The following is a 15,855-nucleotide window of genomic DNA, read 5'->3' as shown; positions in this document are numbered from 1 at the left end:
CCCCCTTTTTATTTTATGATACTTTTCAGTAATTTTGATAATATCGCAATCTTTTCTTCGGTTGAAACACTATCACCATATTCTTCAAAAGTACTTTCAACTGTTGTTTCCATCAGCTTACCCATCTGACTGATTTCTACACTGTCAGCCTTATTCAAAACATCATCTAAAGATGACTCTGAAGTGCTGATCTTATCAGAGTTTTCCAGGTCATTTCTGAAATCCAGCAGAGTGTTTTTTAATTCATCTTTTCTATCATCATTCCAATCTTCAATATATGAGCCTGTACAGGCATGAGATAGGTTATCGATTGCCTGTTCATCATCATAATTCAATTGTTCTATTGATGACATTATACGCATATTTTCTTTCTTCAAGACAGGCCGGGTATTCCCAACAGCTCCCCGAACAAATGCATCCATACTCATTTTTAAGCTAACATTATTTTCTATTGAAAAAATCTGACGAACAATATCAATCAAAGACATTTTGTAAGCAGATAGTTTCTGCTGCCATGCATTCATGAAATCTGAAAGTGCTTCGTACGCATTATTATATGAATGGAAATACCGAAGCACATCGTCATACACAGCCTCATATGGATTGATGTTAAATTGCATAAAGATCTTCTTATACGCATTAATCTCCTGACTGATGCCAAGATATGAGTTCTTACCATCAGCTCTGACAATCATAGGCAGACCAATAAAGAATCTTCGGTATCCTTCGCACAGTAATTTCGTGTCATTTCTAAAATTGCCAGTTTGGTTTATTCTCAAAGATTCGAGCATCTTTTTTAGATATTCTTGCTGGTCCTTTGATCCCTTGGCAAACCCAAAATAGTATTTTTCACCGGAATAAATACTTTTCCAAAGATTATTCGCATTTAAATCAATCTCATTATTGCCAAGATAGAGAATCACATTATCAGATAATTCACTTATTGCCTTCGCAATTAATATCTGAAGTATTCCCCTCCTGACGCCATAAGGAGGTTTGTTAAAGGTCTTAACAATATCACTGATCAAGCAACGTGATCCTTCAGAATTGATGATCTTCTCTTTTATGCAGTTGATTACTTCAGGGACATCACCTTCATTTATTTTGCTGATAATTGTGGAATTCACGGTACCTTCAGGACTGGTCTCAGAGAAGTTCCAGCTTTCGCCTGATTTTTCATCAAGAAGAAGCTGCATCACATTATTCACAGGTTTCTGATACTGTGTGGATAACCTGTTTTTATTTATCAGTTCATTATTAAATACGATCTTTTTTGTATAAAGACGGCTCATCTGATCCGAGAGCAACTCTGTAAACGAGTCTTTTCCATTCCACTGATAGGAATAATAATGAGACTTTTCCCCAAAATATTCATCCAATAAAACACGAATATCCTCAACAGTTTCCTGCATCAACAATTCAATTTCTGCCGAAATGACCTGATCATTTCCACCACGAGTGAGAATTTCTTTTAAAGCTGCATAGCGAAAAAGCTCATCTTCAAAGAAATGATTTACTGGATGAGACGGGTAACGAACCACGATTGAATAATCTTGAATATCATCTAACTTTTCTTTTACTCTGGAATCAATGTTTTCACTTTTGCGGATTAGATCTACTACCAATCCATCGCAAAACATTTCGTTTTTTATGACGTCAAAATCAGATAGCGAAAAAAACTGCTCTTCCGTCAAATATACAATTCTGTAAAATCTGGTAATCTTATTTTCCTCATTGTATTTTCTCGGAAGAATGTACTTTGTCTCATCAATATCCTCAAGCGCATGCACTGCAGAAACCGAATTCTTCTTCGTCCGAAGAATAACATTAACTTTTTCTTCTATTGCTTTATTATTGCTTGAAGCAAATGTGGTCAAATTATTAATGACATTTTTTCTAAGAAAGTGTTCATCAATTAAACTCTCAATGATCGCTTCGGTTTCTGCTTCATCTACACAAGCAGCAAGAGAGATGTTTTCCACAGTTGACGCAAAATGATCATTGTCACCAATCATCAGAATAACAGCTAAAGCTTTTATGATTGCTCTCTGTTTTTGGTTGCTGATTCTGGATAATATTCCTTCAGCCCTGTACCAGATATTGCGGATTGCATTCTCTTCTTCCTTTTGCAATAACGCAGAAAAGTAATCATATACCTTATCCACATTCATAATTCCTGTGTCAGTTTTCTGAAGGAACATATTCAGACTGTTCTCATCAGTATCAGAGAGGAATGTAAATAATGTTCTCTCATTCTGAGCGACTTGTTCAGAGAGCTTGATAAGAGCATATGCAGTCATTGGATTCAGAGGAAAACAATCTTTTTTCAGAATCTGAAAACTATCATCCGTCTGATCAGAAAACGGCTGACTATGCTGGACTCTAGCGTAGAAATCAGATAGGTCAGCTATTTGAGCATCTCTGATTTTTTTTGCCCCTCTTTTCTTATTAATGGCATGTGCAATAATCTCGTAATTTTCCTCAAGACTGCTGGTAAATCTGATCTCCTTAAAGCGGCCTTCAACAGTCTTAAAGGAATCTATTTTTGAAGTCCCGCGGTAATAAAGATCAAGGCTCTTATGCGTTACACAGCACAAATTTATCTGCTCACTGCTATTTGAACGCTCTGCAAGTTCAGCAAAATCTTGAATCACCTTAAGTTCGCGCATCAAAGAATTATCTGCACCTTCAATAAATTTTGAAAATTCATCGAAGATAATAAACATTCCACTGTATTGTCTGCTTGAAATCAATTCATGATTTACAGAAGAATAAATTTTTACCACATCGTTATTTACAAGAGGATTGAATTCAAGGCCAGCTGTAATACAGTTGTAAATCCATTTAAATTTTTGATAGGAATCTACAGAGTAGTTTTTTAATCCGGCTGCCAATTCATCAAATGTAGTTTTCTTCTGCTTTGCACATACATTGAATTTTTCCCTGATGAAGGTATCTTTTCTCCACTTCTCCATCAAATTCAAACATACAGTATAGACAGTAGTCGGTATAACTTCATTAATGCCTGCCCTTGTCAAAGCTTCACTTAGCCCCAGCATAAAAGACTGCTGCAAATCATTAAAGTTACTATTGATAATGACGGGAAGAAGCTTCAATCCCTTTATGTTTGCTTCTTCAATCATCTCATACAGGTCAATATCAATTCCTTTAATTTTGTTAAGCAGGTCAGAATAAGCCTTATCTTTTTGATGATAGACCAGATAAGAAAGTACGAGCAGTAAAAAGGATTTTCCTTTACCATATGGACCAATTAATGTCGTTGCATGATCCGTTGACTTCATCAGGAATGCTCCGAAGTAGATCTTTAATACAGCACAAATATCAGATGTCGGAATATATTCCTCAATCTTAGCTTCATTATCTAAATCAAGTTCAAGATTAATAGAGGACTGAAAATTCTTATTAATAGAAAAATAGTCACTATATGTGCTCATCTTCTCGCCTCCATTTGATACAGTTCCGAAAGAGTGCAGCGCTTTTCAAAATAAACAGTATTTAATCCTGCTGTCTTATTCACTGTAACCAGACCAGCCCTCTGAAGATCATCGAGATATTGAATATACATGTACTTATCAAGGTTAAAAACCTTTTTTGGAGAATTTTCTAATTCCATCGATGCATCAATATCAAAGTGATTGGTATCAGGATAGAGTTTCATTAAAGCATAGTAGACGAGTAATGAAGAAAGCGAATTGTACTGTGGCTTTGTCAAACGATATTGGCTTTTTTCTTTCTTAATCAGCTTTAGTGCTGCAAGAGGGCATGCATAATTATCTTCTGGATTCGTGATCACTTCTTCTGTTACATAAGATTTAATAAATGTCGACAGATCTGAATCGACTGCCTTTTTCTTAACTTTAGGATCTTCTTCCTCAAACCTTTCAAAAATCGCTTCTGAAATATCTGATTTACTAAATGATTGAATGTCTGCATTAAAAATGAAATGAAAAATCGGGCAGTCATTCTGATTAGAAACGAGATTGTAATGAATCAAGAACCAGGAAAATTTCTGATCAAGATACTGATCATTTGTAAGAAGAACCTTCCCAAATTCATCTGAAAGCTGATTATCTTTGCCTTCAATGATCTTTGCCGCCTCCAGCCAATATTTCAAGCCCTTAACCATATTTGAACCAATTCCTAGTTCTTTAACTCCGCAATTCTTCCGAAAGATATTCTCAGGAGATTTTTGGTTTATTGTATTAACTGCTTTTTCAAACCATCCCTCTCGTATATAGAAAGATTCACTTCTCTTCAGCTTCAGTGACATATCAGTTTTCCTTCTTTACCCTAAGCACTTTCTTCATATAGCAGCCGCCATCAAAATGCGTCACACATTCAAGGCAGCCTTTGCACATATCAGAATCTATCGTGTATCGAATCGAACTATTACTAACATTTCCCGGCTGTGTATTCACTACTTTAAGTGCATTAAATCTGCAGACAGCTTGACAATATGCGCATCCAATGCAGGTTTGATATTTTGTTACCTGGTCATTCAGTAATTGCTCTGTTATTTTTTTTGACTTGAAAATGCCGCTCTTATCTAGAATAGTAATTTTTAATAAGGTTGTCCCTATTCTGCCACTAAGTTTCAGAACTGGATTTCCAGTCGTTTTGTTCAGAACATAAACTTCATTCAATCTCTTATTTCCTAGTTCAAAATTCAATATGCCAAATGGTTTAAAAAGAGTATAGAGGTCTTCCGTAATCGGCTTTGATAAATCAAAATTATAGGCATCTTCTTCCAAAACGCATGGTTTAAAACTTACCACTGTATTTCTGCTGTATGCGAGCCCATTGCCTCCCTGTCTTGCCTTCCATTTTCCATCATCCACGTAATCCTTCCAGTCTTCTTTTCCGACTTTCTTTGCAAAATCATATAGAAGATCATGAAATTTTTTATAGGCATCAGGCATGTAAATCGCAGACAGAAATTCTGACCAATTGCTGTTATTTGGACAGCACCAGCATCCTACCCTTGTAAAGCCCTGACGATATGCATTATTAAATGGAATTTTGTTAGCGAGAATATAGAGCCATACATCAAAATCCAGCCAGTCAATAATAGGTGACGATACTTGCTGTTTTGTTATCTTGGAATTCTTGGAATCACGATCGTACTTACTGCGTGATACTGACTCAGCCCTACGGATTCCCTGAAACGATAGGATTTTACTTTTATCGCCAAAAATTTGATCAATTCTTTTTGTAATCGCTCCGGTCTTGAACACAGTGCAACACCAGCGCATCACTCTGCTTGGGGGACCAACAACCTCACAAAGATCATTAAATTGCTGGTCTCTGTTTTTAGCAACAAGCATTGGCGTCTGCGGATAGCTTGCTCGAAACGCCTTTAGATATTCTTCAGATTCAGAATATTCAAGGGTTGTATCTCCATAAATATGCATTACTTTTTCAGTCCCCAAAGCCCTCATTGCCAGGCTGCTGGTTACGGTAGAATCCTTGCCACCACTGAAGGAGACGAACATTTCTGAAAGCTCATATCCTTTCGATACGTTCTTAATGTAGGTAATTGCTTCCTCAGTAATAGAATTCAAACGGAATCTATTTAATTCAATAAATGCTCTGATGTGTTCATTATTGTAATCATTATCAATGAAAGATTGATTCTGCTTTTTATATTTCTCAAGCTCTTTAATGATTTCCTCAGGATCCTTTTTTTCTAGTTCTGCTAAGTTAAACGTATGCTTTACGCCATCGACTAAATACGTATTACTTGTAGTGGACCATACTGCCGTTCCTGCCCACGCCATAGGCTCGCCTGATAAAACCTCGATTAATAAACGCTCTTGTGAAAAGACAGGACGAATATCTTTGCCGACTCGCTTCAGTTTTCGATGACATTTCGGACATATCTCATCAAAAGAGGGCGCATTACATTCATCGCAGTAGTAAATTGCTGTATCATATACTAAAGTACGGCTTCCACATACCGGGCAAACACTTGTCTCGGTAATTAAATTATCGCAATGTTGACATATGTACCGTATCATATAGGCACCTCCTTGAAAAAGAGCTTTCAACAGAAATTGGATATACTAATGCAAAATCATTTTATCATATCCAATTTGTGAATGATGTGATATCACACTTCAATATTTCAATCAATAAAGATGTCCTTAGCACATACAGGCTTAATATCTGAGCTTAACATGGACCATATTTTTTCATAAATTATCATTTTTTTGCATATTTATATTATTAATTAATCTTCTTGATTTACTCCTATGCTCATTTTCTGCTTCTCTAATATCAGTGAAATAAAGATATCGCTAATCTTATTCCGAATCTCTCAAAGCATTCTCTCTTGATCAGCTCATACCTAATATATTCCAATCAATGCTGAATTCCCTGTCTTCAAGCAGAAAGTTTTGGACTCACTATATGTTCGCTAGTATTCCTTATAGCCAAGCATCGCTACGGCTGATCCTAAAAATAAACGTATATCCTGTTCCCTTGGACGTTCCGTTTTCATCTTCTGGATGCCTCCATCAAAGCAGGCAATACTGTCTGATACGATGAAAATTGAGAAAATCAGGATACTTGTTCTGCGTTCTCAGCCAATGTATCTGAACTTTCTGTACATCTGGATAAACAATGCTTGCGTATCATCCTCATCGTATTTATCACGCTTGTAATCGCTTTCATGCTAGAATTACAGACAGAGAGGTACTGTATGATGAGATCATATTCCTATCTGAATGCGAAGTACGCACTTGTATCTGCTTCTTTCATGATGCTGGTGGTTGCCGTGGCTGGCTATGCTTACAATTTTCTTGCCCAGTCCGGTTTATCTGATGGTTTGACCGGCATCATCATTACCTGTGTATCATTGAGCGCTTTGGTGTTTCAGACCGTGTTTGGATCTGTGATTGATGCGTCTGCCAGGCTCAATGAGAAGAATTTCATTTCATTGACCATGATCGTGGCGGCTGTTTTATCCGTACTGCTTGCCTTTGTCAGAAACATCCCGCTTCTGTGCATCCTGGTCATCTGCTGCTTTACCATGTGCAATGCCGGTTTACCATTCTTTAACGCCCTTGCCTTTGCCTATGAAAAGCAGGGTCATCCCATTAACTATGGCATTGGCAGAGGCATCGGTTCAGTTGCCTATGCACTTGGTTCCTCCCTGCTTGGCATTCTCTGGGGACACTTTGGCAAAACGGTCATTCCCTGGTATCTTCTTGCCTTCTCCCTGATCACCCTGTTCTGCATGCAGTTAATGCCGGATCCCATTCATGAGACCAGTGAAGAGAAAGCAAAGGAAAGTCTCAGCTACATTACCTTTTTCAGGAAGTACAGGAAAATCATCCTGCCGGTGCTGGCTATGATCATGCTGTTCTTCTGTCATATGCTGATCAATATCTATATGGCCAAGATCATCGGCTTTGTCATTGGTACAAAGCAGGCTGCTATTCCGGGCAGAGTAGAAAGCTTCCAGGGCACCGCCATGTTCATTCAGGCCATGTGTGAACTGCCGCCCATGTTCTTATTTGCCTGGATGATGAAAAAAGTATCTGTGAACAGGCTGATGGTATTGGCAGCTATCATCTATTCCATCAAGCACATCATTATCCTGTTTGCTCACAATATCGGTATCTTCTATCTGGCCATGGTCCTGCAGATGTTCTCCTATGCCATCCTGATCCCCGGCAGTGTCTACTTTGCCAATGAAGTCATTGATGCCAATGACCGCAACAAAGGACAGGCCGTCATGGCTGCTGCCGGTACTGTCGGCGGACTGCTGTCCTCCTTCATCGGCGGTCAGCTCTTTGAGCATTTTACTGTTACCACCACCATCACCATTGGTGTGGCTGTATCCATTATCGGAACCATTCTGATGATGGTCGGCATTGCCAGAATTGAGAAAAATGCATAAGGCAGAAACAGATCCAGCCTGATAAGCCGGATCTTTTCATTTGTATTACGCCGCCTGATTCTGGTAAATCTCTTCCAGTAGCTTTGTGCCGGTCTTTGTCCGGTAGATGTTCTTCTTTCCTTCCTCTATAGCCTCTTTGGACATGTGGCTTTCATCCGCATTGACCAGGAAGTCTGCTTCCAGCAGAATGCGGTAATCCCTGCCATCCACATTGGTATATGTATGATGATGGCTGACAAGATACACAATCCGTTCCTTCATGCTTTCCGGAATTTCCATATCCCGGAAAAATTCTTCACTCAGGGGACCGCCTTCCTTTTCCTGATACACCCCATTGGTATTGCCATACTTCCTGCGGCATAACGGGCAGGCTATGTCATGTACAATTGCAGCCAGTTCCAGTGTCAGCTGCTCTTCATCACGCAGTCCCTCCAGGACACCGATGGTTCTGGCAAAACTATGCACCTTTGTATAATGAGCAATGTCATGAAGATTCCCCTGAGAATATGCGGCCATCTTCACCATTGCCCGGGCAACGATCTTCTCATTCATAAATGTGATCCTTCCTCTTTTTGATTGTCATTTATTATACGCACATTCACATAGGCTGTTTGTGAAAATATCCTTTCTGAATGAAGCACAAGGCGTATCATTGTAGCATGAGCGTCAAACTGAAAGAACTGCTGGCATTATCCTCTCTGCAGGACAGTGTCATCGCCGCCGGAGAAGAAGGTCTGAACAAGGATGTCAGTTCGGTGTCTGTACTGGAATCCGTAGATGCTTCTTTGATTAACAAGGATCTTTGTCCGGGGGATGAACTGGTACTGACTGGTTTTGTCAACTGTGCTGATGATCCGGCCTGTCAGCTGGCCAATATCAAGGCATTGTGCGAAGGTGGAGAAGCGGGCCTTGTCCTGTTTTATACCGGCATCTTTGTCAGAGAAGTCGATCCTTCCATTCTTGCTTACTGCAGTCTGCATGCCTTTCCTTTGATTCTGATGCCGGCCAACCGCAGAGATCTGCGCTACAGTGATGTCATTACCGATGTGATGGAATGCATTATTCATCACGAAGATTCAATCCTGCAGGATATTTCCCGGCTTCCCGCTGAGAGACAGAATCTGCATACTGCCATTGCCATGCTTTCCATGCGGCTGCAGGCTCCTATTGCCCTGGTGCGCAATGGTTCTCAGATCATTACCTTAGCCGGAGAAGAAAGCAGATGGATCTTCCGGGCTCCCTTGCACAATGCCGGCCAGGAACAGCTGAGCGTCTGGATTGGCCAGGGCAGAACATCCTTTACCAATGTACAGATGCGCCATGCTGTATCTCTGCTGCAAATGGCCGTGGATCTCTGGGGGACGGGTTACAGCAATGTCAGTATTCATGAACTTGTTGTGTCCATCCTGCAGGATGATCCTCTGCGCATGGCCAGTCTGTCTCGTCAGCTGCACATTGATATTCCTTCCATCCATGAAATGTGGATTGTCCATAAAGCCAATCCTGACTGGCAGAAGCAGGCCGAAGCCTTCTTTGGCACCAATGTCTTCTCTGACATGATTGACGGGGATCTGATCCTCTTCAGTGGTGATACCAATGACATTCGTCTGCCATATCCTCATGTATACTGCTGGCAGAGACTGGTCAATACCGTACAGGTAAGAAGGGCCTATGGCCAATACCGGCAGTATGGACCGGATGCGGCCAGAATCTATCCCCATGCTGGTACACTTTCGGCAAGACAGGTTGTCTTTGCCATGCAGTGCCGCCAGCTGATGCGCCAGGGCGAAGCTGCCAGCCGCCAATGCACTTCCATTCTGGATGTCCTTTCATCTGTTCTCATTGAAACCCTGACAGTCTACTTCCTGGATGGCAGTTTTTCCACAACTGCTACCGGTGCTTTGATGCATGTCCATCCCAACACGATCAAATACCGCCTGCATCAGATCTCAGAGATCCTTGGCTATCCTGCCAATGAAGATCCCGGCAGCTTTCTTCTGTATCAGGCAGCTGCTGTCAAACGACTTGTACAGAATGCCTGACTTTGTCCCAGAAGACAAAAACAGGCATTTTCTTTTTGCCTTTCTGCCATAGCCCTTCCCTCCTGTTTTCACTACCATTTCCAGCAAAGAGGTGAATCAAATGAGAAAGATCGGATTACAGGAAATTGATGATATTGCCCGCGGCGCCTCGCTGCTGGGTTCAGGCGGCGGTGGTGATCCATATATTGGCAGGCTGATTGCCATGCGTGCTGTCAAAGAATGCGGGCCTGCTGACCTCATTGAGCCGGATGAGATTCCCGATGATGCATTGATTGTTCCCATTGCCATGATGGGAGCACCAACCGTCCTGATTGAAAAGGCAATCGGTGTCAACGAATTCCAGAAGCTGTTTGATATGGTATCACGCTTCTTTAACAAGAAGATCTATGCTTTCATGCCCATGGAAGCCGGCGGCCTCAACAGCATGATGCCCATTGCTGCATCCGCGAGAATGCACCTGCCTTTTGTGGATGCGGACGGCATGGGCAGAGCCTTCCCGGAACTGCAGATGGTCACCTTCACCATTGGCGGTGTGTCCGCATCCCCCATGGCACTGGTCGATGAAAAAGGAAACAGCGTCATCTTCGAAACCATCACAAACAAATGGACTGAGGAACTGGCAAGATCCGTCACCATGAGCTGCGGCGGTGCTGTGTCATGTTCCCTGTATCCAATGGATGGCAGGACCCTGAAGAAATATGGGGTCAAAGGCATCGTGACCAGGAGCGAAAAACTTGGCAGGGCAATCCGCAGTGCCAAAGAAAGCAAACATCCCCAGGAAACCTTCCTGCAGGAATGCAATGCCATCCGCCTGTTCCAGGGGAAAATCACAGATGTCAGAAGAGAAAACAACGGCAAATTCAACCTTGGCCATGTTCTGCTGGACGGCCAGGGTGAAGACACCGGATCCAAGGGACAGGTAACCTTCATGAATGAGAACTACCTGTTTGCAAAAGATGGAAAAATTCTGGCTACAACACCGGATCTGATTACGATTGTTGACCGTGACACCTTCACACCGATCGGCACGGATGCAGTACGTTATGGCAAACGTGTGCTTGTCGTTGGTCTGCCATGCTATCCACTCTGGCGTACCAAAGAAGGCATTGCACTGGCCGGACCGCGCGTATTCGGTATTGATGAAGACTATATTCCGCTGGAACAGCGTGTTCAGGAGGCAAAATGAAATACAGACTTGGTGTAGATGTGGGCGGCACAAATACAGATGCTGTCATCCTTGATGAAAAAAGAAACGTACTGGCGGCTGTCAAGTATCCTACCAGTGAAGATATACGAAGCGGCATTGGCGGTGCGATTCATAATGCCGTCAAAGCCAGTGGCATTGATCCTTCCCTGATCCATCAGGCAATGCTTGGCACAACCCAGTGCACAAATGCCATTGTCGAAAGGAAGCACCTGACAAAGATCGGCATTCTACGCATCGGCGCACCTACCTCTCTTGGCATACCGCCTATGACCGACTGGCCAGATGGATTTGACAGCATAGCAGAAGAGATCTGTATGATCAAAGGCGGCTTTGAGTACAATGGCAAAGAAATTGCTCCTTTTGACAGGAATGCGGCCGCTGCATTTTTCAATCGGATGAAAGATGCCCACATCCCGTCCATTGCCATCAGCTGTGTCTTTGCAACGGTCCGTGATGACCATGAAAAAGAGGCAGAAAAGCTCTGCCATGAAATCATGGGAAATGATGTCCATGTTACGCTGTCCAGCCAGATTGGTTCCATGGGACTGATTGAGCGCGAGAATGCAGCGATCCTGAATGCGGCCCTCTATGATGTAGCAAAGCGCTTTACCCAGGGCTTCCTGGACAGTCTGCAGCAGGAAGGCATCACCCATGCCAGAGCGTATTTGTCCCAGAACGACGGCACCCTGATGGACATAGAGCAGGCCAGAAAATATCCGATTCTGACCGTCGCCTGCGGGCCAACCAACTCCATCCGCGGAGCTGGTTATCTCAGCAATCTGCCGAATGCTCTGGTACTGGATGTCGGCGGCACCACAACCGATGCCGGTATGATCCAGAATGGGTTTCCAAGAGAATCCGGCATTGCCGTTACCATCGGAGGCATCCGCACCAACTTCCGCATGCCTGATGTTGTCTCCATCGGCCTGGGAGGAGGTTCCATTGTCCGCACCAGAGATGATGGCACAGTCACAGTGGGGCCAGACTCCGTCGGCTGGCAGATCGCCACAAAAGCCATGGTGTTTGGCGGCAGTGTCATGACCGCCACCGATATTGCTGTCCGGCTTGGCATGGCCAGCATCGGCAGGAAAGAACTGGTCAGAGATATTCCTGAAGATACTGCCAGAAAAGCCATGGCCATCATCAGAGAAAAAGCAGAAGATGCCATCGATGATATGAAAGTCTCCAGTGATCCCGTCGATGTCATCCTGGCAGGAGGCGGCTCCATCATTCTGCCCGAGACTCTTAATGGTGCCAGAAACGTCATCAAGCCAGCTTGCTTCGGCTGTGCCAATGCGATCGGGGCAGCCATCGCCAAAGTAGCCGGCACATGTGAAAAACTGGTGGACTACAACAAGACACCAAGAGAACAGGCTATGGCCATTGCCAGGGAAGAAGCCAGAACAAATGCCATCAAAGCTGGTGCTGATCCGGACACTGTTGAAATCGTTGAGGCAGAGGATATACCGCTGCAGTATTATCCCGGCAACACATGCCGCATCAAAGTAAAGGCAGCCGGTGATCTCAGAAACTGACAGACAGTCAGAGCAGGAAGAATCTGCCGGGATTCCTCCTGCTTTTGCGCTATCATGGAGAAAACGCAGAAAGGAATATCCTATGAACTTTGATCCCATGTATCAGCCCTGTGCCAGCAATCGTTTCTGTTTGTGTGCTGCCCGCGGCATGGTGGCAACCGGCAGTGCTCCTGCTGCTGCAGCTGGTCTTTCCATCCTGCAGAAGGGCGGCAATGCCATCGACGCCGCTGTGGCCACAGCCGCTGCCCTCACCGTCTGTGAGCCAACCGCCAATGGCCTTGGCGCCGACGCCTTTGCCATCATCTGCTGCAACAACCAACTCTATGGCCTCAATGCCTCCGGCTGTTCACCATATGAGATCTCTCTGGACAAACTGTCTTCACACCAGAAGATGCCCGTCCATGGCTGGGCTCCCGTCATGGTCCCGGGTGCTGTCAAAGGATGGGGCGCGCTGGTAAAAAGGTTTGGAAAACTCACCCTCAGGGAAGACCTGGCACCAGCCATTAACTATGCAGAGAACGGATATGCGGCAGGACCGATGCTGGCTTACATGTGGGACAAAGCTGCCAGACGTTTTCAGCAGCTCTTCAAAGGAAAGCACGAATTTGATCCGTGGTTTCAAACGTTCACAAAAGATGGCAAAGCACCTCAGTTTGGCGATCTGGTTGTCCTCAAAGACCATGCCAAAACTCTAACCTGATCGCTGAGACAAACACTGATGCTTTCTATCATGGTGAGGTTGCTGACAAAATCGAGGCTCAGAGCATCCGCGATGGCGGCTTCCTCAGAAAGAAGGATCTGGAAGACTATCAGATTGCCTGGGTGGATCCGGTATCCATCAATTACCATGGGTATGACGTGTTTGAACTGCCACCCAATGGCCAGGGTATTACGGCTCTGATGGCACTGAATATCCTGAACCAGTTTCACTTTGATCATCGTGATGTCAACAGTATCCACACTGCCATCGAAGCTATGAAGATTGCCTTTGCGGATGGTCTGCATGCCATCACCGATCCAAAGGTTATGAAACCGGATTGGCACGAATATCTGAAGGATGACTATGGAAAAGAGAATGCAAAGCGCATTGATCCTGACAAAGCAAACATCTATACAAGAGAGACACCTCCAACGAGTGGAACGGTATATCTTGCCACAGCAGATAAGGATGGCAATATGGTCTCCTACATTCAGTCCAATTACATGGGCTTTGGCTCTGGCATTGTCATCGAAGGCACCGGCATTGCCCTGCAGAACCGTGGGGCAGATTTCTCCCTCAGCAGGAATGATGCCAATGTTCTTGCTCCACACAAGAAAAGCTATCACACCATCATTCCCGGCTTCCTTTGCAAAGATGGCAAGCCACTTGGTCCATTTGGCGTCATGGGTGGATATATGCAGCCGCAGGGACATGTACAATTGCTTACCAACATGATTGACTTCCATCTCAATCCACAGATGGCCCTGGATGCGCCAAGATGGCAGTGGACAAGAGAAAACAAGATCCTGTTGGAGCCTGGCTTTGACAATGCCATTGCCCAGCAGTTATTGCGCAAAGGACATGATATCCAGATTGCCGCAGAACGCACCCCATTTGGCCGAGGACAGTGTATTCTGCGCAGGGGAAACGGTGTGCTGATTGGTGCCACTGAATCACGCACTGACGGAAATTTCGCCTGCTGGTAACAAAGAGGCGCACACTCATGGTCTGGTCTCCATGGCTGTGCGCCTCTGCTCTATCAATCAGGCTTTCTCCACGATGTAGATTACTTGTGCTGAATCAATCCCGTCAATGCATGCGGCTGATACAGCTCCTCCAGATACTTTGCATCATCATCGCTCAAAACAAAATCCACTGCCCGTACGGCATCATCAAAGTGATTCATCTTGGTGGCACCGACAATTGGTGCTGCCACACCCCTGTGATACAGCCAGCTCAGTGCAATCTCACTCATCGAAACATTGTACTTCTCTGCCAGTTCTTCCACCCTGCCAATAATCTGCAGATCATTGTCCTTGTAGGCATCATACTTGGCCCGGATCACTTTATCCGTCTGACTGCGCTTTGAATCAATTGTCCAGCCCGGATGTGCCAGATGCCCACCGGCAAGCGGCGAATACGGAATCAGAGAAACACCATACTGCTGGCATACCGGAATCAGTTCACGCTCATCTTCCCGATAGAGCAGGTTGTAATGATTCTGCATGGTGGAAAACAATGTCCAGCCATGTTTCTCAGCACAGATCTGCATATTATGGAACTGGTACCCATACATAGCCGAAGCACCAATAGCACGCACCTTACCCGCCTTGACCAGATCATGCAAAGCTTCCATCGTCTCCTCAATCGGGGTGTCATAGTCAAACCGGTGAATCTGATACAGATCCACATAATCCGTACCCAGCCTTGTCAAAGAGCCATCAATCTCACGCATGATTGCTTCTCGGCTCAGATGTCCCTCATTGAAATACACCTTGGTCGCAATCACAACCCTGTCCCGCGCAACCCCAAGATCCTTCAAAGCTTTGCCAATATATTCCTCACTTGTTCCATGCGAATACTGATTTGCCGTATCAATGAAATTGACGCCAAGATCCAGGGCATGGCCAATCATTTCCTTTGTTCTCTCCTGATCCAGTGTCCACAGGTGAAAATCCTCAGACGCCTTCCCAAACGACATGCCGCCAACCGCCAGCCTTGATACTCTGATATCTGTTCTGCCTAAATTAACGTATTTCATGATATCCTCCTGATCATTCATGCTCTCTGGTTTATTTATAGCACTGCACATTACCATCCGCCTGAAATATTCTTTCTGCCGGCAATGCAAATGATGCATATGGCGTTATCAGCTATCAGAACATAACCACTTTTCATGCAGTATCACATACAACATTGTCAAGCCTGAACAGAAATGCGATTTATTCTTTGTTTATAGCGTCTATATGGCATTCATGCATATATAAATCTGTTAATTTTTTAAAGTGCCATGATGTACAATAAAACTGTTTTGCTTTTTTCGGCTGTTTTGTTTTAGAAATTTCGGCACTTTTATTTTATGTTTTTCGGATTGATGACCAGAATACCCTGCAAATAATGCGCATATCTCAGGCATCCACATACTACAAAGCGCAGAGAATAAAAAA

Annotated in this window: 9 protein-coding genes and 1 pseudogene; 5 read left to right on the top strand and 5 right to left on the bottom strand. The window is 43.8% G+C overall.

All coding sequences use genetic code 11. The features are described from left to right. Positions 1-8 precede the first annotated feature (8 nt). From MOZ60_RS01955 to MOZ60_RS01945, 3 genes are read right to left on the bottom strand one after another with little or no spacing between them, the layout of a single operon-like run. On the bottom strand, positions 9-3,455 hold the full coding sequence (locus tag MOZ60_RS01955; protein ID WP_277652868.1) for a DUF6079 family protein: 3,447 nt from the start codon (positions 3,453-3,455) through the stop codon (positions 9-11). Beyond that, on the bottom strand, positions 3,452-4,291 hold the full coding sequence (locus MOZ60_RS01950; RefSeq protein ID WP_277652869.1) for a DUF4007 family protein: 840 nt from the start codon (positions 4,289-4,291) through the stop codon (positions 3,452-3,454). The genes MOZ60_RS01955 and MOZ60_RS01950 overlap by 4 nt, the downstream gene beginning before the upstream one ends. A gap of 1 nt (position 4,292) precedes the next feature. Next, a complete protein-coding gene (locus tag MOZ60_RS01945) occupies positions 4,293-6,038 on the bottom strand; it encodes a phosphoadenosine phosphosulfate reductase domain-containing protein (RefSeq protein ID WP_277652870.1) in 1,746 nt (581 codons plus the stop codon). Between the two features lie 683 nt (positions 6,039-6,721). On the opposite strand from MOZ60_RS01945, the gene MOZ60_RS01940 reads away from it, so the two are divergent. Next, positions 6,722-7,924 (top strand): MFS transporter, encoded by a 1,203-nt coding sequence (locus MOZ60_RS01940; protein ID WP_277652872.1) that lies wholly within the window; start codon positions 6,722-6,724, stop codon positions 7,922-7,924. Between the two features lie 45 nt (positions 7,925-7,969). Here MOZ60_RS01940 and MOZ60_RS01935 read toward each other — a convergent pair whose 3' ends face one another. Beyond that, positions 7,970-8,476, bottom strand: a complete 507-nt coding sequence (locus MOZ60_RS01935) for an HD domain-containing protein (protein ID WP_370595444.1) — start codon at positions 8,474-8,476, stop codon at positions 7,970-7,972. Positions 8,477-8,583: 107 nt separating this feature from the next. On the opposite strand from MOZ60_RS01935, the gene MOZ60_RS01930 reads away from it, so the two are divergent. The 4 genes and pseudogenes from MOZ60_RS01930 (at position 8,584) to MOZ60_RS01915 (ending at position 14,394) form a co-directional block, all read left to right on the top strand. Then, positions 8,584-9,966, top strand: a complete 1,383-nt coding sequence (locus MOZ60_RS01930) for a PucR family transcriptional regulator (RefSeq protein ID WP_370595443.1) — start codon at positions 8,584-8,586, stop codon at positions 9,964-9,966. Positions 9,967-10,066: 100 nt separating this feature from the next. Next, a complete protein-coding gene (locus tag MOZ60_RS01925; protein ID WP_370595442.1) occupies positions 10,067-11,152 on the top strand; it encodes an S-methyl thiohydantoin desulfurase family protein in 1,086 nt (361 codons plus the stop codon). Continuing rightward, a complete protein-coding gene (locus MOZ60_RS01920) occupies positions 11,149-12,708 on the top strand; it encodes a hydantoinase/oxoprolinase N-terminal domain-containing protein (protein WP_370595441.1) in 1,560 nt (519 codons plus the stop codon). The genes MOZ60_RS01925 and MOZ60_RS01920 overlap by 4 nt, the downstream gene beginning before the upstream one ends. Before the next feature lie 82 nt (positions 12,709-12,790). Then, a pseudogene (locus MOZ60_RS01915) lies at positions 12,791-14,394 on the top strand (gamma-glutamyltransferase family protein). Between the two features lie 80 nt (positions 14,395-14,474). Here the strand turns inward: MOZ60_RS01915 and MOZ60_RS01910 are convergent. Continuing rightward, on the bottom strand, positions 14,475-15,449 hold the full coding sequence (locus MOZ60_RS01910; RefSeq protein WP_370595440.1) for an aldo/keto reductase: 975 nt from the start codon (positions 15,447-15,449) through the stop codon (positions 14,475-14,477). Positions 15,450-15,855 lie beyond the last annotated feature (406 nt).

The organism is Grylomicrobium aquisgranense (assembly GCF_033971865.1).
Lineage (GTDB): Bacteria > Bacillota_I > Bacilli_A > Erysipelotrichales > Erysipelotrichaceae > Bulleidia > Bulleidia massiliensis.
The sequence above is the reverse complement of the archived record's forward strand: the minus strand, read 5'-3'. Positions and strand labels throughout refer to the sequence as shown.